General features: G+C 35.8%; 17 protein-coding genes, 1 tRNA gene and 1 pseudogene. 10 read left to right on the top strand and 9 right to left on the bottom strand.

The window, feature by feature from the left end:
* The 3 genes and pseudogenes from ACFILD_RS06905 to ACFILD_RS06895 all read right to left on the bottom strand — a co-directional run.
* A pseudogene (locus tag ACFILD_RS06905) lies at positions 1-1,387 on the bottom strand (hypothetical protein); the annotation flags it as partial.
* Positions 1,388-2,022: 635 nt separating this feature from the next.
* Complete coding sequence (locus tag ACFILD_RS06900; RefSeq protein ID WP_375664922.1) at positions 2,023-7,587, bottom strand: Vomp family autotransporter; 5,565 nt, start codon at positions 7,585-7,587, stop codon at positions 2,023-2,025.
* Between the two features lie 980 nt (positions 7,588-8,567).
* Complete coding sequence (locus ACFILD_RS06895) at positions 8,568-9,074, bottom strand: helix-turn-helix domain-containing protein (protein ID WP_375637169.1); 507 nt, start codon at positions 9,072-9,074, stop codon at positions 8,568-8,570.
* A 147-nt stretch (positions 9,075-9,221) separates the two neighbouring features.
* Between ACFILD_RS06895 and ACFILD_RS06890 the strand changes: the two genes are divergently transcribed.
* From ACFILD_RS06890 to ACFILD_RS06880, 3 genes are all read left to right on the top strand, one after another.
* Positions 9,222-9,464, top strand: a complete 243-nt coding sequence (locus ACFILD_RS06890) for a hypothetical protein (RefSeq protein WP_375654266.1) — start codon at positions 9,222-9,224, stop codon at positions 9,462-9,464.
* Between the two features lie 104 nt (positions 9,465-9,568).
* Positions 9,569-10,015: a hypothetical protein gene (locus ACFILD_RS06885; protein ID WP_375664921.1), complete on the top strand. Its 447-nt coding sequence runs from the start codon at positions 9,569-9,571 to the stop codon at positions 10,013-10,015.
* A 2-nt stretch (positions 10,016-10,017) separates the two neighbouring features.
* Complete coding sequence (locus tag ACFILD_RS06880) at positions 10,018-10,287, top strand: hypothetical protein (RefSeq protein ID WP_012754562.1); 270 nt, start codon at positions 10,018-10,020, stop codon at positions 10,285-10,287.
* Between the two features lie 319 nt (positions 10,288-10,606).
* Here the strand turns inward: ACFILD_RS06880 and ACFILD_RS06875 are convergent, their stop codons facing one another.
* From ACFILD_RS06875 to ACFILD_RS06865, 3 genes are all read right to left on the bottom strand, one after another.
* Positions 10,607-11,818 carry an MFS transporter gene (locus ACFILD_RS06875; protein ID WP_273790295.1) on the bottom strand — a complete coding sequence of 404 codons (1,212 nt, stop codon included), beginning with the start codon at positions 11,816-11,818 and terminating at the stop codon, positions 10,607-10,609.
* Positions 11,819-12,412: 594 nt separating this feature from the next.
* Positions 12,413-12,613: a hypothetical protein gene (locus ACFILD_RS06870; protein WP_375664222.1), complete on the bottom strand. Its 201-nt coding sequence runs from the start codon at positions 12,611-12,613 to the stop codon at positions 12,413-12,415.
* Positions 12,607-13,074 (bottom strand): dTMP kinase, encoded by a 468-nt coding sequence (locus ACFILD_RS06865; protein WP_375660152.1) that lies wholly within the window; start codon positions 13,072-13,074, stop codon positions 12,607-12,609. Before ACFILD_RS06865 ends, ACFILD_RS06870 begins: the two co-directional genes overlap by 7 nt.
* A gap of 1,091 nt (positions 13,075-14,165) precedes the next feature.
* Between ACFILD_RS06865 and ACFILD_RS06860 the strand changes: the two genes are divergently transcribed.
* The 7 genes from ACFILD_RS06860 to ACFILD_RS06830 all read left to right on the top strand — a co-directional run bounded on the left by ACFILD_RS06860 (position 14,166) and on the right by ACFILD_RS06830 (position 19,706).
* Positions 14,166-15,356 (top strand): hypothetical protein, encoded by a 1,191-nt coding sequence (locus ACFILD_RS06860; protein ID WP_375637347.1) that lies wholly within the window; start codon positions 14,166-14,168, stop codon positions 15,354-15,356.
* Positions 15,353-16,558: an ATP-grasp domain-containing protein gene (locus ACFILD_RS06855; protein ID WP_375664920.1), complete on the top strand. Its 1,206-nt coding sequence runs from the start codon at positions 15,353-15,355 to the stop codon at positions 16,556-16,558. The genes ACFILD_RS06860 and ACFILD_RS06855 overlap by 4 nt, the downstream gene beginning before the upstream one ends.
* Positions 16,559-16,723: 165 nt before the next feature.
* Entirely contained in the window at positions 16,724-16,930 is a 207-nt protein-coding gene (locus ACFILD_RS06850; RefSeq protein ID WP_375660154.1) for a YqcI/YcgG family protein, read from the top strand.
* A gap of 64 nt (positions 16,931-16,994) precedes the next feature.
* Complete coding sequence (locus ACFILD_RS06845) at positions 16,995-17,042, top strand: hypothetical protein (protein ID WP_375664925.1); 48 nt, start codon at positions 16,995-16,997, stop codon at positions 17,040-17,042.
* Positions 17,043-17,949: 907 nt separating this feature from the next.
* Positions 17,950-18,120 (top strand): hypothetical protein, encoded by a 171-nt coding sequence (locus ACFILD_RS06840; RefSeq protein WP_375660155.1) that lies wholly within the window; start codon positions 17,950-17,952, stop codon positions 18,118-18,120.
* A gap of 103 nt (positions 18,121-18,223) precedes the next feature.
* Positions 18,224-18,493, top strand: a complete 270-nt coding sequence (locus ACFILD_RS06835; protein ID WP_375637178.1) for a hypothetical protein — start codon at positions 18,224-18,226, stop codon at positions 18,491-18,493.
* Entirely contained in the window at positions 18,486-19,706 is a 1,221-nt protein-coding gene (locus ACFILD_RS06830; protein WP_375664215.1) for an MFS transporter, read from the top strand. Before ACFILD_RS06835 ends, ACFILD_RS06830 begins: the two co-directional genes overlap by 8 nt.
* Positions 19,707-20,179: 473 nt before the next feature.
* Here the strand turns inward: ACFILD_RS06830 and ACFILD_RS06825 are convergent.
* The 3 genes from ACFILD_RS06825 to rpmA all read right to left on the bottom strand — a co-directional run bounded on the left by ACFILD_RS06825 (position 20,180) and on the right by rpmA (position 26,020).
* Positions 20,180-20,269 (bottom strand) — tRNA-Ser (locus ACFILD_RS06825).
* 1,543 nt (positions 20,270-21,812) lie between these two features.
* On the bottom strand, positions 21,813-24,344 hold the full coding sequence (gene ptsP / locus ACFILD_RS06820) for a phosphoenolpyruvate--protein phosphotransferase (RefSeq protein ID WP_375664919.1): 2,532 nt from the start codon (positions 24,342-24,344) through the stop codon (positions 21,813-21,815).
* Positions 24,345-25,750: 1,406 nt separating this feature from the next.
* Positions 25,751-26,020, bottom strand: coding sequence for a 50S ribosomal protein L27 (rpmA, locus tag ACFILD_RS06815; protein WP_100130483.1), 270 nt, complete (start codon positions 26,018-26,020; stop codon positions 25,751-25,753).
* Positions 26,021-26,030 lie beyond the last annotated feature (10 nt).

The raw sequence follows: 26,030 nt of genomic DNA, 5'->3' as shown, positions 1-26,030 counted from the left end.
CGTTCGCTCCAGTGCCATCCGACACTCCTGTAATCTTTTTACCCCCAGCATCTATCCCAGAAATGATTATTTTCGGACCATCAGTAATTACTAAGCCCGTAGCATCGAAGGTATTTTTACCTGCCTTTACGCTCTCCAGTGCAATGTCTTGAGCCAGATCAAACTTTACTTTATTGTCATCTTCGCCCTTTGTAATATTTAGGTTGCTACTTCCAGCGGAAAAATCTACCGCGCTATCCATAAGAACAGTTGTAGCATTTTTATCTCCAACAGAGAATTTCCAACCGTTTTGTCTTACAACTTGTTCTAAGTCCTGCAACTGTTTAAGGTTCACTGCATCGGTAATATTAGAACCAGCAGCTACGCCTGTAATTTGTCTGGTTATACCCTTACTATAATCACCAACACTAACTGAGCCCCGCGTACTTTTCCATTGCGCCTCAACGTTTGTTGCAGACCCCTGCAACAAAGAAGTGTAGCCAAGCTCACCAGCAGCCCTATCAGCTACAGAATCGCTTCCTAGAGCAACACCTGCCGCAACCGTCACATTAGAGCTAGCGCCTATAGCAATTCCCTGCAGCGCCTGCTCCTGTGCATATGCATTGTACCCCATAGCAATCGCTTCATTTGCATAACTATGTGCTTTACTACCGAAGGCTATTGAAAAATCACCTACTGAAACTGTTCTCTGTTTTTCATCATAACTATCGGTTAGAGAAGAACCGATTGCAATGCTATTTTTAGTATCTCTACTCCTACCGGCTAAAGCAGTTAAGCCGATTGCAATCCCTTGGTCAGCCTTCGTCTGCGCTACCTGCCCGTAAACAATAGCATCATGAGATTCTCCCTGAGCTCGTTCACCATAGACAAGAGGATTACCCAAAGGATTACCAAAACTCTTATTCCTAGTTATCTGATCTCCCTTTACAACACTTGGAGTTAAAGCTGCTCTTGTTATTTTTTTACTTCCAGCATTCATATCAATTGAACGTATTGAATCGCTGGCTTCTGCCAAAACATTCACTATAGGACTATAATCGCTCACACCAGTAAGAGTTTTGGTTAAAAAATTTGCATAGTCATCAGCAGCACTTACCTTGGATGTCAAAGAAACATTCAGCGCTGTTAAATAATTTTCCTGTGATGCACTAGAAGAATCCAAATCACTGTTATAGCTATCATAAACAGAGACAATACTTTGTGGATATATCTCAGCAGTGTTCCTTATGTTTGCAGAAATCTCTTCTCCTGAATCAAGATCATTCGAAAAAACAGGGGAAATACTGGCTAAAAGTGCAGCTATTGAAGTCAAGGATAGGACTTTAATAAAAGGAAAACGGGAAAATTTTAAATTGCTCCCTGCTAATTTTGTATATAATTTTTTCATAATGAACTCCCCAATGAAAGAAATAACTATAAACACAAAAAAGACACATTTAAACGCTATAAAGTTTCCTAAATTTGGTTTTTCTAAACGTATTCAAAAATTTAGTACCGGACTGCAAAGATAGAGAAGTTGTGCTTTTAGCTTTTATGGTTAATGTGTTTTGCTCTTTTACATTTCCTAAGAAAGTAAATTTCTTTGTGATAATTAGTTTTTTAACTTTTAAACTTATTGTTTGTTTTTTGCAAGGGGTAGAGTTGATTTAGTGGATTGTTTTATAACTTCTTCCAGTAAAGTTGAAATACATTTGAATGTGTACTTTTATCTTAGTAGAAAACTTTTTAATAGATTTGTAGTAGAGCGAAAGTTTTTTTCTATCTGTAAAGCGCTACAGATTTTTCAGATTTAAAAATTAAAGAAAAAATAATGAACTTATAATTTATGGAAAAATTTATTATCTTATTTTGAAATAAGAAGTTCATTTTGTTGAAAGTGTATAGGTTTTTTCTGTTTTTTAAACCTGTATTTGTCGTTATAGCGCTTATCAATTTATATATAATTTTTACATACGTAACAACAATTCACCCCTGCCTCATGAGACAGGGGTGAAAAGGAATTTTTATGTATTTTGTTTATTATCAGTTCAATGTCATATTGAATCCCGCACCTACACCCCAGTGACCTCCAGAAGTTGTTGCGGATATGTTAGAGCGGTATTTTCCATTTTCTGAGGTGTAACCTGCACCAAAGGCAAATGCAGATTGACTACGCCATAAACCAGTACCAAATCCAACGCTTAATTTTCCAGGTGTATCATTGTAGCGTAAGTTAGACACCGCAAGACCAATAGCCGCTGCTTGTCTTGCCTCTTTTTTCACACTCTCAATACTGTAGTTTAAAACGTTAAACTTCATATCTGTATATTGTTTAGACTGATCAACAGCATCATCAATCGCATCAATCACAATATTATTAACCCGTTGATCTGTGTAGTGCTTGGATTCATCAAGAATAATCTTCATCTGTTCTTTAGTATAGTCATGGAGTTGACCACCATTTACAGCTTCTTTTGATCCCTTCTCAATTTTACCATCAGCTACATTATCAATCAAAACAGGTTCACTGGCATCACCACCCGCTAATGTGATTTTATTGGTCTTTTTGCCGTTTGCATCTCTGTCATAACGAACAGCGTCCTCTTCAATACCGTCAACTCTATTATTGATGTTATCAACTTTTGTATCAATATTGAGAACTACATCACCAATATCAGCAATCGTATTTGAAATATTATCAACTCTGTTGGTAAGATGCTTCACATCTTTTTCAACACCAGTGACACGTTCATTAGTTTCCCAAAGTTGTCCACCATTGACCGCATCTTTCGAACCTTTTACAATTTTACCATCAGCTACATTAATAATTTTATTCGGCTTACCATCACGATTAGCATCATAGGCTTTTTCTTTATCATTCCACTTTAAAGCATCTGTATCGACCTTGTTGATGACATCATCAATACGGTTGTTAATATTTGACATCCCATTATTAATATCACCAAAAGCATCAGCGACATTATGGTGCTCTTTCTCAACAGTCGTACCATCAGCATTGACTTGAACAATCTTAAAAGTAGGATTTGTCCATTTGCCATTCTCATATTTAGCACCGCCACCGAAATAATTAGCAAGCTGGTTATTCATGGAATAAAGTTGGTTGCCCGTAATGGCATCTGTTGAACCTTGAGCAATCTCACCATCCAAAAGATACTTCAATTTGCTCTTTGTTTTCTGCCCATCTTTTTCATGACGTGCCACAAATGCTTCTTCATCATCATCCCACAGTAAAGCATCTTTAGAGAAATCTTCAATTTTCTGATTAAACTCATTGGATACATTCGTTAAGCGTTGATTCACATCTTGAACATTTTTATCAAGACCTGTTAAAGCATCACCAACATTGTAAAAATTAGCCTTACCTACCACACCATCTACAATAGCGGATACAGTATATTTCAGCCCTTTAAAAGCACCGTCAATAAACTTTGCACCACCACCAAAAAACTTTGCAATATCTGCTGATATTTTATTAATCTGACTACCATTGATTGCATCATGAGAATCTTGAGAAAGGCTGCCATCTTTTACGTTATGAAGAGCAACTGGCCCATTACTCTTATTGCCACCCAAAGTTACACTACCGTAATTAACACTATCATCGCCATTCTTATCGTAGAGAACCGCAGCTGCAGTTGCTGTCTCAATATCTTTCGTAATATCCTTTATGCTTTTATCAAGTTGGTCTTTGTTAACAGCTTCATCGCCCTTTTCTGCTGCCTTCACACCAGAAATGGAACGTGCTACCTTAGCATATCCTGCAATATTGATTTCAGTACCAGCTGTTTTCGCACCAATGGTGATAATATTTGTCTCCTTGTCTTGTTGCACAAGACTATTTTCTTTCATTTCAATAATCTTATTATCAATATTTGTGATCGAAGTATTGACACCAGTAAATGCATCAAAAACATTATTATATTTTGTATCCTGAATAAGGAAAGATGGCTCTACACCGTTCAGTACATCTGTACTGCCACCAAAATATTTCGATGTATTTTGAGCAACTGTTTTGAGATCATTGGTAACAGTAGTAACATTTGCATTTGTTTTAAAGAGCTGAGACCCATTTACTGCTTGCGTTGATGTTTGAGAAAGTTCTCCATCTTTCACACCGGAAAGTGTACGATCTATACCATCTTTATTTACAAGGCTAATTTCAGTACCACCGGTTTCCTTACCAACGGTAATAAGACCTGCAGAATCTCCTTCTTGCTTCACAAGATTATTTTTTGTCACATTATTAATCTGATTATAAATATCTGTGATAGAATTATCGACACCCTCAAAAGCATCAGCGACATTATGGTGTTTTTTCTGAGTAATGGTACCATTCGCTTCACGCTGAGAAATTTTGAAAGTAGGCTCTGTCCACTCTCCATTCTCATAACTAGCGCCACCGCCAAAATAATTTGCAATCGTATCGCCCATCACATAAAGTTGGGAACCATTTATTGCATCTGTTGACTCTTCTGAAATATCGCCATCTAAAAGGTTGGTAATCTTACTATCTGTTTTACGTCCGTCTTTTCCATGACGTGCAGAAAATGCTTGTTTACCATCATCCCAAAGTAAAGCATCTTGAGAGAACTTATCAAATTTATTGTCTACATATTGTATATGTTTATTGACATTTTTGATATTGACATCAAGTCCTTCAAGAGCCTTACCAACATTGTCAAAAGTCTTCTGAACAACATTACCATCTGCAGAAACTGTAGATAAATTATACTTTGGACCTACAAAGACGCCATTTTCAAATGCTGCATTCCCACCAAAGAAATTCGCAATATCTCCAGATATCTGATTAATCTGGCTACCATTTATTGCTTCTGTTGAATTTTCTGAAATCTTTCCATTTTTCACACCCGCAATGGTTCGCTCTCCCTCATTACCTGCGATATCGATTTTTGTACCACCTGTTTCTTTACCAATGGTAATAAGCTTCTGATCTTCATGCCATTTAACAAGACTATTGTCTACTACTTCTTTTATTTTATCTTCTACTGTCTGCAACTGGTTAAGATTAACTGCATCCGTACCCAAAATACCGTCTGCCACATTTTTAACCTCTTTATCAGCTGCATCAATACCGCCATATGTTATACTTGGACCACGTTTAATCGCTAAACCACTATTATTTATAGTAACTTCACTCCCTACTTTTATTTTATTAACTTTGATAAATTCGTTTAAATCAAATGTTACCTCGTTATTATCGCCTCTTACAATTTTGAGATTTTTGTGGTCATCCTGATCTGCAGCAGCTACAAACTTTACTATGCTCTCTGCCCCAACATCTGTAGCATTATCACCATCAACAGAAAGCTTCCAACCTGTTTTAATCCCTGCTGTAAAATCTTGTAACTGTTTATAATTTACAGCATCAGTATCTTCAGTCCCAGCTTTCACTTGTGTAATCTTTTTATCACCAGCATGAATGCCATCAACAGTTATGCTCGGCCCCTCATCACCGTCAAATCTAAAGCCAGCAGCATCCATAATGCTGTCTCCTGCTGTGACAGTCATTACCTGAATATCATCAGCTAGATCAAATGTGACATTACGGTTACCATCTCCTACAATCTTGATATTTTGACTATCTTCATTGCCACCTGCCTCAAAATTTACCGTATCGTTTTGTCCAATAGACATAGGACTCTCACCGTTAACGGTAAGTTGCCAGTGCGTTTTAGAAGCTTCTTGCACAGCTTTCAGCTGTCTATAATTGACAGCATCCTCATCTTTTTTCCCATCTTCTACATTTGTGATGACTTTTTTGCCGGCATCAATACCATTCTGAGACATGCTAGGGCCATTACCATCAATAAACTTAAAGCCATCACTATTCATAATGCTGTTGCCTGTCGTAACACTCGTGAGTTTAAGAGCATCATTCAAAGAAAATGTAACTTTATTATTATTATCTTTTTCAATTTTGATATTTTTGCTTCCGTCCCCACTCGCAGCCGCAACAAAATCTACTGTACTCCCAGCTTTAACATCTGTCGCATTGTTCCCCTCAACAGAAAGTTTCCAGCCGCCCTCTTTAATTCCTGCTGTAAATTCTTTCAGCTGTTTATAATTTACAGCATCATTATCTTCTTCTCCATCTGCTACATTTGTAATCTTTTCATTGCCAGCATCGATACCATCAATAGTCATCATTGGACCATTCTGAATAATAAAGCCATCATCACTCATAGAGCTTTGACCTGTAGTGACGCTTGTAAGTTTCAGAGTATCACTCAAAGTAAATTCAATTTTATGCTTATTCTCTGTAGTGTTTTTTGCAACCGTTAAATTGTCTTTTCCTTCATCGTTTTTACTTTTCACTGAAAAATCTACGGTATTGCCTGTATGCACATCTGTCGGATCTTTATCGTTAGCAGAAAGTTTCCAGCCTCCCCCCCCTGATATGACATCTCTCATAGCTCTCAGCTGCGCCACGTTTACCGCATCGGTATCTCTACTTCCAGCAGCTACCCCAGTAATTTGTCGTGTTAGGTTACCATTACCAGTACCATCAACTTCACCAACACTAAAAGCCCCTGTTGTACTTACCCATGCCATACCGGTTTCTGTCGTATCACCATTAAGGTAAGGGTCATACCCCTTAACACCTTTGTTTCTATCAGAGACAGAACCACCACCAATAGCAACACCATCATTAACAAGTACCTGTGCATTTGCTCCAATCGCAACGGAATCTTCTGTTTTAGCATATGTATGCGAACCTATAGCAATCGCATTTTCACCCTCCGCTGTTACTTTTCTGTTAGGATCATTTTCTTCAGTTCTGTCAGAGCGCCTGCCCCCTATTGCAATAGAACCTGAAGCTTTAGCTTCAGCATCTGTACCTATAGCAATCGCAAAATTCTTTTCTGCTCTTGCCTTCGTCCCCACAGCAATGCTATTTTCCCCTAATGCAGTTGCAAGCCCTCCAATAGCAACTGTAGATTCTCCCGAAGCCTCTGTTCCAACACCCATAGCAACAGCTGCTTTACCACTTGCAAGTGCAGAAACACCAAAGGCTTGCGCACCCCCTGCCTTTGCTGTCGCACCTGCACCAAAAACGGTTGAATAATTACCCGTTGCAGCAGAACCACAGCCAGTAGCAAAAGAATAAACACCATAAGCCTCAGGCATAGCATTTAGAGTCCCTCTAGAGCCGACTGGTCCCATATAAGTAGCATTGTTGGTCAGAGTCCCATCACCCTGCCAAATAACCTGTTGAGTGGTCGTACCATAAGCATTACGCCCGTTTGTCCCAGTGTAACCATTGATAAATCTGTTATATTGGACTTCTGCAGTTATTCGTTGATTATCAGCAATTCCCTGCTGTTGTTTGCCGCCACGCCCAATAACATTGTCTGCACCACAGAAATCATCATCACCAGCCAACACAACACTACCATGACTACCGTGTGGATATACAACACCACCACCACTTGTACTTAAATTAGCCCCTCCTGTGAATGCAAAGTTGGCAGCAAAAACAGGAGAAACACTCGATAAGAGTGTCGCCATTACCGTACTAAGAGAGACAACTTTAATTAAATTTGGTGTGGAATATTTTTTTTTCATAAGAACCTCCTCCAACAGAGTTCAACATCATCACAACGTGCGAAAACACACACGGCAAAACCCTTGTTTGCGCACTTCAAAAACCAATAAATCAAGACAAAACTCTCCCCCCTACGATACCGCCATCTTTACGGCATCGCCCTAAATCTCTGCAACAACATCGAATCTAGAAAAGTCCCCAACCCTTTTAGCTAGAGGGATTCAAGCTAAAAAATCAATAAAAACACAAGACTTTGAAAATATACCGTAATCTCCATTTAAAAATACTGCGGTTTATCTCTTAACAAAATAGTTTCACTAAAGAGCAATTCTACTTTTCAAATAAAGCGCATCAGCAAAATGGCAAGAGTGTAAAAAATAATTTTTTATAAATTTGTAAAAATACTTCTCAATAAAATAGCTGTTCTTATAAACACAAATTTATGATTTTTTTAACTTATAGCACAATGTAATAGATAACGATTATCATGATAATCTCACGCTTTGTTGCGAGATAATCTGTTTCAATATATAATGTATATCTTTGAAAGAAATCTTTCTTAATATAATGATGCACGCTCTGTAAAAAGTTCCAACGTGCTCATCTTGTCCTCTTCATAAAAAGACAAAAGTGCTATAAATGATCTTTCGTTCTTCTCGCGTATATGTCTGTTACCCTTCTATAGGAACAAAACATCGTCATTGTATTTTCACTGTTGTCAGTATCTTTTCCCTCAACCAACAAATATTTCAGGAATGACACTATATTAGCTTCTTTTTGAATCAATTTTGTTTGTATTGCTACCCGTCGTTCTTTTTATGAACTGCTTTATTTTTAATCAGAACAATATATTGATTTATAATGATAGTTTCTCGTTTTTCAGGTTGAATAAAAGACTCGAAGATCGTGAGGTTTTCACATTCCAAACTTGGTTATACAGCAGAAAATCAAAAAAGTTTTATTTTTTAAAAAGGCTGTTCATTCGTATCTTATGAAATTTCTAGATGTGCTTTTCAGATTCGATTTTACGCTTTAAATGTAATTTTAAAAGTGGCAAAGTGGCTTCGACTTCTTCCATATCATTGAGGTTTTGAATAAGCTCTTGCAATCTTCCATAAAGCTCTGCTGCTAATTCCGCAACATCTTCAGGAGAAAGATCTATTTTTGCATCATGATAGGTCGTATAAACTAAATGTCCCAGCTTTTTCATCAGCCCAGCAGGTATCGCTTGCGGTTTAAAACCAGCTGCTTTCGCCTTTGCCATATCTGAAAACATCTCGCCATTGCCCGTCACAAGCCAATCTAAGGAAATACCACAAATTTCTTGATATTTGGAGAGCGCAGAGGCTGTAGGCTCACTTATACCAGTTTCATAAGTTCCTACAGAGCCAGCAGTGATACCAAGATGTGCAGCAAACTGCTTACGCTCTGTAAAACCAAGAGCGTGACGCACTTCACGAAAACGTTTTGCCAACTCAGTTTTAGGTTTTGCTTCCGGACGAGCCAAAAAACACTCCAAAATCAATATAATTGTTGACTAAATAATTATATTGATTTATATCTATTATTACTGCTCCTTAAAAAGAGCAGTTATCACATACATAACCCCACAAAAACAGATGTTGCAGCATCCGTTTAAGCAGGAGCGAAAATTATGACAATTACACAAAAAATGCAATTGCCGTGGTATTTTACTGAACTGCGCTCCTGTAATATAACCTTGGAAAAACTCAAGCCTATCAGAGGCTATTTTCCAGAGTCAAAAACATTTGGACACAGGCCAATGAAAAAACTAAATGCGCCGCTGCCAACTCTATCAGTTTGCATGCCAAGCCAATTCTTGCCAACGGCTTTCTCACAAGTCGCAGTCATATTCTTTCAAAAGCAAAAAGCCTAATACGATTCTCTTCATTCCATGCTGTGCAATATACCACTGAAATCTTATTACAAAAATATGCAAATGCATTTCCCATAGGTTTTTATAAGGTAAAAAGTTTATCAATGTCTAAAAATCAATATAAAATAGGCAAAATAATTGGTATTCTACAAAAAATGAGATTATCACTCGTTATTAAAAAGTTAGACGTTTACAAACCCTGTTTGCTTATTTTATATATTAATGACACTGAGTTAGCTGTAATTGGCAATAGAGATTTCAGGGTGTTTGGTTTATCGTCAGAATACTCTTCCTCTACGCACATTAAAAGCCTTTTGGCAATGTATTTTAAATGCTATAAGTTCTATAGTAAACACATTGCCATCCATATTTACAATTGGGCGCTTCAAAAACTTGGAGTAATAAAATCTTTAATAGGCATTGATTTAAAAGCGCGTATTTTGCAGAAAATTGACAAAACCATGAGGTTCGTATACATGGCAATTTTAAGTGATGATAGTGGAGTGATACTTAAAAAAGCTGCATGGAAACTCGCAACGTTGAGGAATTAAGCATGACCTCTTTATGCGATAAAGAATTATCTGATACACTGGTTGGTCTTTATGACGACTATCAACGCGGTTTCGACATTGGAGAAGAGCTTAAATTGTGCGTGGATTTGGCGTTATCTCTTGAATTGGAACTCAGTATTCATCGTTTAAGTGAAACAGATGCTGTTTTAAAAAAAGAGATTGTGCAAACCTTGCATCGTCGTAGAAATACCCATTCCAATGAAGATGAAATTGATACAATTTTTCATATGGATTTTGAAAAACAAAAATAATACAATACTCTCCCCATATGATACGATATTACCTCATTGCTTTACTTTCTACTACGCTTAAACAAAAAACTTTCAAGAAGATTTAAAGTGTTACGTTTTCGTCTTCTTAACAACAGTGAGATGAATTAAAGAAACGCATCAATTCTTTTAGATCATTATCAAAAAATAGAGAGTATTCTCTAGTATACATCAATTTATGCTTTGTTCATTAAGCACCAACTTTTACATTTTCTCAACTCTCCTTTAAAAGCAAAATATGAAATGTGCTGCAGCGTAAATGTTTATAAAATAGCGTATATTGACCACTCTTAAACGTAATTTATTGTTTTTCATGTCTATAAAACAGCACTATGAGTATTCCAACAAACGCAACAATGCTTTGAAAAAAATATATCGATTGAGGTGATATGCTACTGTTATCGCTTGCCATAATGAGGTAGACTCCGAGGATCAAGCATCCAGAGATACCATTAAAACTTGCCTGCAATCTTCCTTGGTATTCAGGATCACAAGAGAGTTGTGATAAAGAAATTGAAAGAGCCCAACTCGAAAGTCCAAATCCAATCATAAAGTAAACAGGAAAAACAACAAAATTGTGTGTATTAACAGATAGAATAGCGAGGCCAATAGCCATAAAAGCTAATAAAATGGCTAATGTTTTCCTGATAGATAAAACTTTACAAAGAAGTGGTGAAAAAAACGCACCTGTCAATACGCCCATAGAATAAAGCACCTCAAATATTGCAAAGATACTGCTATCTGCATGTAAAACCTCTTGTATATAAGGAACGAGAATAACAGGAATGGTCATCAAAAGAGTCATAATAATCATCTGGCTTATATAAGGTACAAAAAGAGCCGGATTCTGTTTAAAATAATGAAGAGATGCTGTATAATTTTCCCACCAATTTTGCTGGTTTTGATTTTTAGATCTTCGGTTTTTAGGTACCTTCATTGCAAAATTAAATAAACCAGCAATGATAAAGAATATACCACCTATTAGAAGAGTTCCTTTTGTTCCTGCATAGGACAGTATAAATCCACTTAAGCCCATACCTACGATAGTGCCAAGTTCATAAACCATATCGATGGTCGCATTTGCATTGATGAGCTGTTCCTTCAGCACAATACTTTGAATTAAAGAAATAGCTGATGGCATATAAAAAGGGATAAAAATACCCAAAAGAGCAGATAAGACCATCAATTCAATTTCTATACCAAAATGCCAAAGCATTACCCAGCTTACAATTACCAAACCTCTCACAAGATTTGAAATAATAATCTGCGTTTTACGATTATATTTATCTGCCAATATGCCAAAAATAGGCGCAAAAATAATGCCAGGCGTCCAAAGAAAAAGCATCATCAACGCTACACCACGGATTGAGCCCGTCTGATTGTAAGCGAGCCATGACAATGTAATATAATTTAGTCCACTTCCAAATGTAGCAAATAAGCCGCTCAAAGTAAAATAGAGAAAAGTTCTATTTTCAAATAAAGCAATGCGTTCCTTCAAATTTGAAGTGAACATAAATTATCCTCTAAAATGAATACCAGTCGATATGCATGATACATCCTGTTTAAAAACAGGCATTCTTACAATTTTTATTTTAGATCATTAGATTTAAGAAAGCAAAATTTCTTTTTTGAGGCTTTTACAATCTTTGTGCTGTTTTATGATTAATTCTTCTATGAAAACGGAACATTTATGGACAAAAACAAAATTAATATTTTATGTGCGTTTTATTCAGAAGCTACACCTTTATACATATGTGAAACAATTTTACGGTATGGAAGCTTCACTCACATTATTGTCCTTATTATTCCGTGCACTAAAATATGCTCGAGTATATTCCTCCATGTTGTTCTTCTATCACCACACTTCGTCTCTAAAAGAATAAACATACTATTATCCTCACAATAAATATTGCTAACTTTTCTACTCCCCTTCTCTAAATCTTTTAAAACAAGCTCATTACAGTTAGTTTTCTAATTAAAATATATAACGTGATATTTTTCCTGAGCAGTTAAATTATTGCAATCACATCTCTAAAGTTTCAGATTTAGAGTACGAATACATAAAGGAGGATCTATCGTGGATAAATTGATTAATAAATGATTTTATTCATAATAAAAAACAAACTTCATCTATATGATGTCGTATTTGATGATGAATTAAAGAAACAGAAGCAGTTCCATCAATTGTTATAAACCGCTCATCTATTTCTGATAAAACTTTGTATACTTTGTAAACTTTTTCAATAAAAGAGAGTTTTTCTTCGTATTTTAAGTTTAAACCATCCCTTTTCTGCAACCGCTCTAGTATAGTAGTGGGCGGTAAATGAAGATAAAATGTAATATGAGGTCTTGGAATAGATTGATTTGATTTAATTTAACTACACTTTCAACAGAAAGCTCTCGCGCATAAAAATAAGCAAGACTAGAATAAACATATCGATCGCTAATTAATAAATTTTGCGATGACGTGAAGTAAGGTTCAATAATTTCAAGCGTATGTTTGCGTCTATCTGTCGCTGATAAGAGTGCTAAAAGCAACGGATCAATTGCTTTTCCATTATCTAAGTAATCTCTAATTTCTGGATTATTTCTATACCAATAACTGGGTTGAAAAGTTTTTATTATATGTTTTTCTGTTGAGTAATGGCGAGCAATTTCTTTTGTTTGTGTTGTCTTTCCACTCCCTTCAAACCCGCATAAGACAATCAAAGAACCAGAAAATTTCTTTGGAGACCCCATGGAATTATAAACTTTTTTATCAAGATACATTTTGTCTATATACTTTCCATAAGTTAAATTGTTTTATGTCTGAAATCTCTTAATGTTTAATAAGGTGTTTTTTAACTCGTCTCTAAATAAAAAAACACAATACTCCCGCATTTTGTATAACTTTATGATAAATGGCGGTATATAGACTTAGTTTTAAGATAAGGTTATATTTTAGACAACTTAAAATGAGATTAAGTATTTGTAAAAAATATATTTTTTTGTTCACACTCCATAACCTGCCATTTTTTAACGAATTCTAGTAGAGTTTCTGAGGATTACTCCTATAGCGTCGTGTAAGTGTATAGAAATGAGTTCGATCTCAGTATATTATTGTCCCTTAAGAGCTGCTACTAGATTGCGCTCCATAGGAAGCTAATAAAATCAACTCTATCTTTTCTCAAACCACTGCCCTCGCAAGCATTTGATATCCGATCCCGTCAAAAAGCAGCAGAGCAATTCTTGGAAAACATCGCTGAGATATTGAAATATGCCTTGCAAAAGCGTTTGAATCAAATGTTTCACTATATTTTTCGGTATATTCATAAACTGAAATTAAGAATATTATAATAAGCCTTCAAATAACGACAATGTCCAAATCAGCCGTAACAAAGCCTCCTAAAACTGAACCAATAATACCTCTCTATCAGACAGACTACTATGTAAAGGCTTTAATACAATACCTTAGCGCTAATGCCATAAATGTTTCTGATAGATAACGAAGTTTATTGTCACAACAACATCTAACAACGGTCAATAGAAAAACCTCAACCTTGAGTATAAATAAAATCAACTTGAAAGCGCAAAATATATCTCTAGGACATAGTTATATTCGTTATCTGGCTTTCTCCCCTTATTGGCAAGCCTCCCGCAACAGACGCAGTAAAAATACCAGCCTCTATCGCTATTCATTCTCCTGAATAATAAGCTATCACTACCATAAACATCAGCGTTCAAATTTTCCCTACCAAAAAACTTGACATGCCCAGTAATATGTGTGTGTATTTATTATTTGTAAACATGTGTGCTGATTTATAATACTGTGTGTTTTTAAGAGATTCTGAAATGGGGGGGATAATGTGCACAAACAACGGATGTTTCGGTTTTATGGGCTTGTTGTCCTGCTGTATCTTTCTGATATGGTTTTATTTTTAAGTAATCTTTGGAATGCTTATCGCATAACATCCTCATCGGTTTTCCTAGGCGTAACCATGGCTTTGGGCACCCTTATGCCCTATCTTTTGAAAAAAAGCGGTCTTGTGCGCATTAAAGCCTCACTGCGGTTGGTCGATTTATACAAAAGGCGAATCATTATCTATAGCCTTCTTTTATTGATTGCACTTTTCCATTACGCTGATTCCCCCTTTGGTTTTATCGTTGTCTCTATCTCTATCGGCTATCTCTCTTTGATTACCTTAAGCACTCTCGAGACTTATAATACTAAACTAGCACTTAGTGGTTATATTAGCGCCCAAAAGGCTTCCCGCATTATGCAAACAGTGGTGCAAATTGGCGCATTTTTGGGAGCAGCACTGAGTGGTTATCTCTTAGAAGCGACCAGCCCTCGAGGGGCAGCGGCTGAAATCGGTTATAATGGTTTGATTGTGACACTTTGTGTGTTTGACATCATTATAAGCCTTATAGCCGGATATATTATCTTTTGCGATGAATATAACGCCACAGATACCACAACACTTGCAACTGGTAAGAAGACAGCGCCTACACCGCAAGCGGATGAGCTCTCCCGTGAACTTAAACTTTTATGCGTCTGCATAGGACTTATTGGCTTTCATATTTGCGCTTATAATACGCTGGCAACTATTCTTTTTCAGAGTGTGAAAAATTTTGGCTCTGAATATTATGGGCTTTGCAGTGCGGTTGCGGGCGTGGGCGCTTTTTTGGCTGCTTTTATCAAAATCCCTCGTTTTGAATTTATTCTCCCAGCCCTTATGTTGAGCATGGCTGATCTTATTTTTAGCACCACACAATCGCCCTATTTGGCTGTGGTCTTTTGCTTTTTTATTGGCTTTTCAATGAATACCATGCGAATTAATGCCCGCAAACATACGATTGAAGCAACCAAAACAGAGGCTCAAGCAGAGCTGGTGGGAAGCTATAGCGGTATGCTTTATACTCTCTCCCAATCGGCAGGTTATGTCATTCTTGGTCTTCTTACAAGCTCTGCCCTTATGGGTCCTCAAGCAGCTGTTTATCTTCTGCCCCTTATAGGGCTAATAATCTTTATTTATGTTCTTTTCCTTTTATCACAGCGGAACAAAGTATGAGAAAACCTATTCTTATTGTCGACCCTTTCTCCACGGGTGCCCTTTATGGCCCTGCTTTGCAAAAATTAGGCTATGCTTGTTATGGTGTTGTCTCTCAAGCAGCTCCTTTTTCACACTTTATGCTTTCTTATCAGGGAAAGGGCATGGCAGAAGCGAAGCTTCATAGTGTAGATGAGATAAAGAAACGCTTTCCTATCGGCACGATAGAGGCTGTAATAGCGGGTGCCGAAAGAGGTATCTATTGTGCAGAGCAATTGGCGGCTTATTATGGTTGTCTTGGGAATAACCCCTTGACTACCGATTGGCGACGGAAAAAAGCAGCGATGCAAAAACGCCTTTGTGAAAATGGTTTATCTTACATCCGATCAAAAATTCTTACAAAAAATGATTGTACTCTCGATGGTTTTGAAAGCCACAGCGGCTATGTGGTAAAGCCAAATGATTCTGCAGGGAGTGATGGTGTTTTGTTTTTCTCTAATCTTGAGGAAGTAGTAACGTGGACCTCTGAAATCGACTGGAAGAAAAAAAATATTTTTGGCGCACCTAACGAGGCCTATTTGCTCCAAGAAAGATTGGAGGGAGAGGAATACATCGTCGATGCCGTTGTAAAGGGAGAGGCTATAAAAATATGTAGTTTGTCACGATATAAAAAAGGTATTCATAATGGAAGTACTTTTGTTTATGAATCGGTTGATGTGCTTGATGCTCAAGATCCCTCTTATACCCCTCTTATCTCTTATGCAAAACAATGCATTCGCGCGCTGGGGATTGAATATGGACCTGCGCATATGGAAATCATGCAAACAGCTCGTGGTCCAGTGATGATCGAAGTAGGAGCCCGCCTCCACGGAGGAATTGCACCCACCTTGTTCGCGCATTGCTATGAAGATGGTTTACTTGAAAGCTCCGTTAACCTTATTGCAGGCGTGTTTTCGCAAACCCCAAGTCGCTTTAAGAAAAAAGGGCGTATTATCTTCCTTATCAACGAGATCGACGGTCATATTATAAAAGATGTTAACGTATGGCGGCAAAAGCTTCATTCTTGGGAAAATGTGGTTCATTTTACGCTCTTTTTTAAAGAAAACGAGCCCCTCCCCCTAACCATCGATTTAAATACCTGCCCAGCTATTATAGCAATTTGGGGACACAGTGATGATGAATTATCAGCTTTGGAGAGGATCATTCGTAGCAATTTCTTATAAAATACAGCAATTGGGAAGAAAAAATGGATTCAGAAGCGCAAATAATTGAAAATATAGACAAATATTAAAAATGGGAGCAAGTCATTTTTAAAGAATTCAATGCAACCATGAATAACACAATTAGGCCTTTTCTGCCTATTCAGTGTAAATGGATACTCAAAAAATATGCTTAGATTTGGGTTCTACAACAAGCTGACTTCAAAAAATATAATGGAAGACCTGATAACTTATTGCGATAATTATAAAAGTTTTGGAAAGAACACATCTTTTGTTGCATTCGAGGAGCCTGCCCCCATACAAAGTATCGAATTTTATAGAGAAAAATTCTGGTCTACACTTAAAAATTTGCGAGCTTTTGACAACCGAGAGTGACCTAAGCATATACAAAAAAAATATGTACAATCATCTATGAGAGTTCTGCTTTCATGGCGAACCTATGTTTATAGCTTGCAATACCCCATCCCATATAAACAGAATTAAGTAAGTTCTATATTTATGTTAACTTTCCAGCCTAGGTGGGTTTTTTCTGATCTGCTCGATACAGAACAAAATGTATTCTCGTTGTAGGAAAAAGGCCTGAACCTTTTGATATTATCACAAAATCTCCTTTTTTAAGAAAATATAGCAAACTCCAAAATAGAGAATGGACGCAATATTTTCTGCAAGACAACACTATTGAATCCCTACCTTGCTCATATCATCTAATGAAACACGATAATGACTAAGTTTTCTAAAATTAAATAAAAATATTTATGATATATTAAAAATGATACTGCCAAAACAAGGCTCGATAGAGATTCAAAGGGATTTTCCAAAAAATACATAGAATGCAGTGTGTATGTATAAAACTTCTCAGGATGATCGTGTTAATAGCAATGTTGAAGGAGTGCCTTTTGGGGAAAGATTGTACAGCAATTACGAGTATCTCTAGGAGAAAAAACGCTGATTTTTAGAACAGAGAGAAACATTGATTATAACAGTTTATTAGGCTAAACGCAGAATATTCTCCTAATAATGGATGGTTAAATTATAACGGGATAGTTTTTTGATAATCATAAAGAAAAAGGTAGAGAGCGTGTTTCTTTTAGTTAAGAAAGAGTGTTGCTCATTTTTTTTCTAAAAGTAAGCAAATTCAAAGATAATTTTTTGTTCTTGTAGTGGTGAGAAAATAATTGTCGAAGTCAGTGAAGGGGAGATTCCAATAGATTGTTACAAAGTTTAATAAAAGTTGGAATACTTAAAAATTCTTAGTTCCTATGATGATTTAAGAATACCAGATTAGGATACGGAGAATTCAAGAGCTCAAAACTTTGTGATAATATTGGTTTAGAATTACATCTTGTTCATTCAGACGAGATGAGCCAATTATTATATGTCACAGAGACATATGGGTGGAAAATTTTAAAAAAGCTTATCCAGAATCTGACTTAAAGGTTATTGGAACTTTAGTAGTAAGATTGGCTTGGTCTCATGTCTCTCAAAAATTAGCAACCAATCTTGTTGTGACTAGACTAAATTTGGAAGATCTTCTCACTGAGCGTTTTTGTAATATTATGAAATGATAAAAATATTAATATTTCTTCTTGTCCCGGACACGAAGCCGGTGCTATTTGTATTTATTATCCGTTGCACCATTGTCCGAAATATATTTTAAGTGGTTGTCACTTGAAATATGCCTTGGAAAATTATTTGGCAAGAGAGCGTACCTATATGTATTGGAAAGTAATTTCCTATTATTTATCTCAATCTATGGGTACAACGTTGCCAAGTATAGAATTCATGCTGACAGATGACTTTCAAAAAATAAGTGCCTATAACGCATTTGAACTAAACTTTTATGAAAAACTGGAATTTAGTACCGAACCATATTCGACAATGGAGAAAATCATAAAATGGCTTGAGTCTCTGTTTAAAAGGAAAGAGGCTATTGCGTAATTCTGTTTTTCTTATGATTGTGATTGGTTGTTTGACGAGTTTTTGTGCTAGTGGTGTATTATCTATTGGCCTTTCTTTGTTACAATTCCAAGATACAACAGGAGAAGCGTCTGCTACTTTAAATGTCGTTAATTTAATCGCAATTGGAATTGCTGGCTTATGTTTGGGAAACGTGTTGGCGCACTATCAAGGCTTTATAATTGGGTTTTATAGTCAAATTATTTGCGCTTGTTTATTGTCTTTCTTATTATTTATGAACAATCCAGTACTTATTTTATTTGTATTTTTTTTACTTGCTCTCTTGATGGGGGCTGATAACCCAAATAACAATAGTGCCTTGAATCAGCTGGTTCCAGCTCCCAAACAAAAAGCTGGAATTTTTGCATTTTACACTAGTTGCTGTCAGTTTTTTGTTATTATATCCCCATTGCTTATATATTTTATAATTGCGCATTTGGGGCACAAAATAGCCATAGCCTTTATTGTATTTATCTATCTTTTGAATGCCTGCTTATGGTTTCGTATAAAGTCTATACAACAACTAAACAGAGCAAAAGAGCTATTAAAAAAGCCATCTCAAAAAGCTTATGGAGTTGGGTTCAGGTGCCTTTGGCGGATTTCTGCGTTGCGTTTTTTAACGATTAATCGTATTTTGAATAATTCTCTCTATACGGGGCCTATTGTTTTATTGCCACTTGTGCTTGCTTCTATAACATCAGATAATATAAAATTTACAGCTATTCAAAACTCTATTTTTGCTTTGTCAGCACTGGGTTTTGTGATCAATGGTCTTATCTCATCTTATTATTTACAGAAATTTCCATCTTTAATTCGTTTTTTTGTATGGGGGGCACCGGCTTTTGCCGTGATCGCAATCTCTTTTGTTTTATATTTAAATTTTACTCAATATTCCCTTTATATTATGGGGTTTTTATTAGGTATTGGGCAATTTTATTTTAGGATATCGGGAATAACAATTGGACAAGCTATCACACCTAATGAAAATTTAGCCGAGGTGATTTTGGCAGGCGATGCCAGTGTACGCATCATAACAGCTTTATTCTCTATTGTGCTTTTATATGCAGGAAAATTTTTTTCATTTTCTATATTATACGTCCTATGTGTATTTATAGGCTTTTGCGCCCCTTTATTTATTTTGCACGGACTATCTATTTACATACAAAGCTTAAAGATAAAAGAAAGCGCCGCATGAATGATATTCAATTATTATATTATGTTAGCCTTTTTTTGATTATCGTATAGATAAAAATGTTGTACAAATATTCATGACATTAATTTTAAATAAGCACATTGCGTGAGAAAAGCTGAGGTGTTTGTTACCTCTCATGTGGATAAAACGCATTTAGCCCGTTAAGCAACGAAATTGCAAATAGCACTATGATCACCATTAATTCTAAAAGCTCTACCAGAAGTTAGTGATAATGGCAAAAATCCTTTAATGATATTTGAAGAGATCGTTTATGCTAGATCAGGTTATCTCAAGATCGAGAGGAGAGGAGCTTAAAAAGTGTAAAATTCATGGAAATTCAACAGCAATTTCCAGGTGTACATAATGACAGGTATAGATTGGCGCGAACTGGTCAATTGCAACAGCAAAAAATCCTGCAAATGCTGAGCTTTTTAAACTATGTCATATCAAGCATATGAAAGTTCGTTTTAAATTAATGGCGGAGAGAGAGGGATTCGAACCCTCGATATGGTTTCCCATATACACGCGTTCCAGGCGTGCGCCTTCAACCACTCGGCCACCTCTCCAGAAGTTTGCACTATACCCAGAAAGAAATAACGTGCAAGTCTAAACTATACATTCAAAACCCAAAAAATAAATTCATTTATTAAAGTAAGAGCTTATATCTGTTGAATAACAAGCACATCCCTTCTTTTTAAGAAAAAACTTTTTTCGTGGATAGGTTTGTAGAATACAATAATGGGAATAAAAAGATTGTCACCAGTTATAAATTTTCATACTCATTTACGCACTTTCTGCTTCACAAAAAAATACTTCTCTTAAAATTGGCATACAGTCCATGGTTTTGCATAACCAAATAATTAATATCTCTCACTTAACACCATTGATTACCCTAATAATAAATAGAATAATAACGATATGAACTTCTTATATGTATATAATATTAAAATTGTTTATTCAGATAATAAATTTCATTTCAATAAAAATCGTTTTCAACCTTCTTCTTGCCTCCAAGGATGAAAATACTTAATCACTGTAACTTTGATTACAAACAACTCTCTCTTGAAATGAGATCTACCTGCTAATCACTTTTATGTTTCAGATAATATATAAATATTGATTTATAATAATAAATTATCGTTTATACGTCATAAGCGGGGATGGTATGTGGGAGAAGAACATTTTAAGAGAGGATAAGTGCCTCTTATGTATTTTTTCAAATAGCACGAATTCTTGCAACATTGAGGGCTGTAAAATAGTGTGATGGTGTCAGTTTTCTCTTTCATAGGATTACAGAATAAGCCCTACTCTAAATTCTCTATTCAATTTCACACTTCTATATTTAGTTGATACTAAAGAAAATAAAATTCAGACAAAAAAACCTTTGCATTTTTAATTTAATATGTATGAATATATCTTATTTTCTGAAATGAAAAAATAGTCATTTTGGTCAAATACAAAATCATAAAAATGCAAACCTGTTTTCATTTTTACCATATACTTTTAAATTCAGCTTTACAGTTTTCAAAATATCTAAAGTAATCTCTATTATTTAAAAGAGATTACGTATTACTTCATACTTTTGATTATCGCATTCTTTAAGTGGGATATGGTCTCATAACAAAACAGAATACTCTAAAAATACTATTTTCTTTCTCATCCACACGGTTTGTTAAAAAACATCTCTTAAAGCTTGTCACATCTACCTCATACGGTGTCTATGAATGGTATAAAATCTATTGGATAGAATCATCTTTCCTTAAATAAAAAGTAAAAGCCAAGTACCATCACGCTATTTATCACCTAATATTACAACATCCATTGCGATTTGAGAAAATGCATAAAAGGCATTTATTCTTTCTTAGAGTGTTTTTATCCATACATTACTCCTCTTTGTAATGTATAAAAGAATAATTTTTATTAATTTAATATAGAGAAATTTAAAACGAGAAAACCCTACAATATTTAAGGCTCTCATTATGTAACACGATAAATTACCATTACAAATTAATATGCTGCTTATAATTGTCCTAAAGGATAATGTTTTACAACACTAAAGATCTGATTAGTCTGAAAAATGAGCTCGTTTTTTCCCCTTAATGTTCTCTATCACCTTATATCCTTGCTTAGAGCACGTACAGCTCGTGCAGTTTCACATTGTAATGCTTTTTGTGCTAAAATTTTCATATCTTCAAAACTATGAGTCTGTAAACACGCCTTTACTGGAGAAATATCGCAAGATATCATAGAAAGCTCATTAATTCCCAATCCAGTCAAAATCATTGCACCAAAAGGATCTCCAGCCATACCACCACATACACTAACCCAACACTTATTTTGTGCAGCTCCCTGAATAGTCTGATAAATCATACGCAAAACTGCTGGATCAAGGCTATCAGCTTCAGACACAAGGTACGGATTTTGCCGATCAACAGCCATTGTATACTGTGTTAGGTCATTGGTTCCAATTGAAAAAAAATCAACATGGGCGCTTAATACATCTGCCATAATGGCCGCTGCTGGAACTTCGATCATAATACCAAGTTTTAATTTTGGTGCATCGATATCGTTGCGGATTTCCTCTGCAATCTTTTTTATAGCGACAATCTCTGAAACAGACATGACCATCGGAAACACAATCCATAGATCTCCGCCCTCTTTTGCTGCTCGATATAAAGCACGTAATTGAGGCACCAAAAGATCACGTCGACGTAACAAAAGCCGCGTTCCTCGAACACCTAAAAAAGGATTGTCCTCTTTAGATAAATGTAAATGCGTAACCTGTTTATCCCCACCAATATCAAGTGCACGAATAATTAATGGCTTATCTCCTACAGCTGTAATCATCGTCCGATATATATTAAATTGTAGCTCTTCATCCGGAATATGTGGATTCTCTAAAAACAAAAATTCCGTGCGCATGAGTCCAACACCTTCAGCCCCCAAATCAAGCGCAACAGGAACCTGATTTGCGTAGTTGACATTGGCCATGATACGAATTCTTTGACCATCTATCGTTTGCGCTGGTAATCTACACGCACTTATTTCACTGACACGTTTTTGCGCAACAGTATCAATATGCCTTTGAGCATCTTCAACGTCTTCAAGCGTAGGATCAAGGTAAATAAACCCGTTATCGCCATCAATAATAGCCTGAATATCAGACTGAATCGCTAAAATATCATCACCTGTAGCAACAACCATTGGAATACCAAGAGTACGCGCCAAAATAGCTGTATGAGATAATGGACCTCCCCATGCTGTTGCTAATCCTTTTACCCTTGTACAATCAAGTTGTGCTACATCAGAAGGAGAAAGGTCATTTGTAACCAGAATTACACCATGTGGAATATCATTTAAAAAGAACGATCTATAGGATGGATTGATTTCACCTAAAACACGTCGACCAACATCAACTAAATTAACAGCACGTGCTGCTAACAAAGGATTATCTACCTTAAAAAACATATCTGAAAATTGACGAACCGCTCTATCCCAAGACCAAGCGACACCATGACCTTCCGCTATAAAACGACAAGCTTGAGCTATTAAATTTTCATCGTCAAGCAAAACCATTTGCGCAGAAAAAATTGCAGCAGAATCTGCTCCCATACGCACTGTAATATCAGAAATTACAGATGCCATTTTATGTTTTGTTTTTGTAAGAGCATTTTCAAGACATGCTGCACCAGCTGCAAAATCAATTGGCTGGTCTATTATGGAAATATCATTTTGCCTTAAAACAAAAATCTTACCAAATGCTAATCCTGAACTCGCTCCAACACCAGAAATGCCTTTTTGCATAGAGCGTGGATACCAACCATGAAAAGCCTTTGTTTGAGATTCCATTGCTCTCATCAGGCATTTTTCACTAATACTCACTTTTTTTGCAATAGCAATGGCATCATTGAGAAGTTGTGCTCCTTCTGAAGCATCTGTAGAAAAAATCAGAACATCACCGTTTTTTGCTCCTAATTGCAATAAACCAACCAAATTTTTCATTTCAACGGTATATTGACCATGGCGAACTCTGATGGAACTTTGAGCCCTTTTCGCAAAATCAACCCAAAGAGAAGCTGGTCGTGCATGAAGACCACTTGGATAATCTAAAGTCCATTCCTGACACACAGAAAGGTCACCAATAAAAGTTTTTTCTATCTTCATATTTTGGTCAAACAAAGTTGTAACAATTTGTTGTTTGTCCATAGTGGTTGCAAGTACTTCAAGCTGTTTTTTATCAAATAAAAGAGACGTCAATTTTTTACAAATTTCTCTATAGCGATCTGGACACGCTGCAATGGCAATAACCAAATATGCTTTCTTGCCATCCTGCCACTCAACACCAGCAGGAACCTGTATAACAGCAACAGCATCCTTGATAATTAAATCACGATTTTCAGCCATACCATGAGGAATGGCTATACCATTTCCAAGCCAAGTATTGGTTGTTTCTTCACGTGCAAGCATGCTTGCCAGATAACACTTATCAACTGCACCAACCTGCACAAGCAATTCAGCAGCAGCATAAATTGCATCATTTTTATGATCAAAAGCAGCTGCAAGTTGTACAGATCTTATAGACAAGATTTCACCATCAGCAAAATCTACATTCATTGCTTCTGCTTTCTCATATCTCATCATGAATTCAAATTGCCTCACATTTGAACACCAATATCTCTGACACATTCCTTTTCAAAGCTGCATTTCCCAAAATACAAGCTATAAATACCACCACAGCTCTCTTTATATTTTACGGAATATAGCTAAGTGAGGTGCTTAAATACCTCAATATAACCGCTAAAACAATTGGATATTATTATCTAGCGAAGTGCTTAAAACCATTATAAGCAAATCTGCCTCTTACTCTTTTACTTTACAAAGACAAAACCCCATTTTCTACAGAACCAATCACCTGAAAAACTATGTTTTCGAAACGCTCTCATTATCCTAAGTTATTCAACATAACTTTTCATTATTTTTCCTACAAGAAAGCATCCTTCCCAATCATCCGTAACTTCAGCTAATATTTTGATTGATTCCTCAAAGTTTATTTAACCTATTATCCCTCTTTATAAATTCATTACATAATTACAAATTGCTCCATGCAACTTATCATCTTTAAAATTCCGTGCTGCCCATCTTATGATATCAAACCCTCGATATATAATATTTATATATTTTAAGCTACACCTTTACTTCAATCAATATCGCAAATACACAATACCCTCTGTCGCACATTTGCAAAGTACGAACATCCCCCCAAGCACCATCATCAATTACTAAAATAAAGAAAAACTCTACAAATAAGATAAATAAAGTAAAAAATGAAACGCAATGATTGCCTTAACCCTAGCTCTTATGCTTATTTACTTTCAACAATACACAATAATAGTGAAATCAGAAAAAATATTCTTGAAGGGCGCTGATTGCACGTTGGTTATTTTTATATCTTTAAACACCGTCCTCCTTAAAAATATAATTTCACTCTTGATTTACCGAAAATTCCTTAATGCACGTCACTTTCAAAGTAGTTTTGGCTGCCTTCTTATGGATTTTTTATCCCTATGTCTTTTTAAATGAATAGCCACACCTATCCACACTACCACCTAAAAACAGTATGACAACTCATCAATACCACAATGCCGATAAAAAGACCCATCTTTATCAAAATGATTACATAAAGAATGCTCTCATTAAATTTCTCATAATTTTCTGAAAACAAACTGCTTCTCTTATAAGAAATCACTAGACACTTCTTCATGCATAAAAAGAAAGTCTCTCTCACTATTATTATACAGAAATTTATCAACAAATTCTATCATAATATCAATATGTTCAGTACTAAATACTAACATAACATCGCACAAACTTTTTCCCTCATTGAGAAAAGCCATTTCCTCAATTCTACCTTTTTCGTATATCTTCTACATTTATTATAGTACCAACGCAAAAAGGGAAAGATAAGACTCTATCTTTCCCTTTTAATACTTATAAAACCACAACTATAATTCAATGAAATCCTGTTGATTGCTAGAGAGTGTTACAGATTACTCTGCTGCCTCCAGCATAGGAATGACTGAAACATAGGAACGATTACCCGCTTTGCGTTGAAAAGAAACCTTTCCATTTGATAATGCAAAAAGCGTATGATCTTTTCCAATACCAACATTGTTACCAGGATGCCAACGTGTACCACGCTGGCGAATAATAATATTTCCGGCAATAACGGTTTCACCACCAAATTTTTTAACGCCTAGACGTTTCGATTCTGAATCACGACCATTACGCGAGGAACCACCAGCTTTTTTATGTGCCATAGACGCTCTC

Origin of the sequence: Bartonella sp. CL162QHHD (genome assembly GCF_042195435.1) — a bacterium.
GTDB lineage: Bacteria > Pseudomonadota > Alphaproteobacteria > Rhizobiales > Rhizobiaceae > Bartonella.
Note: the sequence above shows the minus strand (reverse complement) of the source record. Positions and strands in the feature narration are given on the sequence as shown.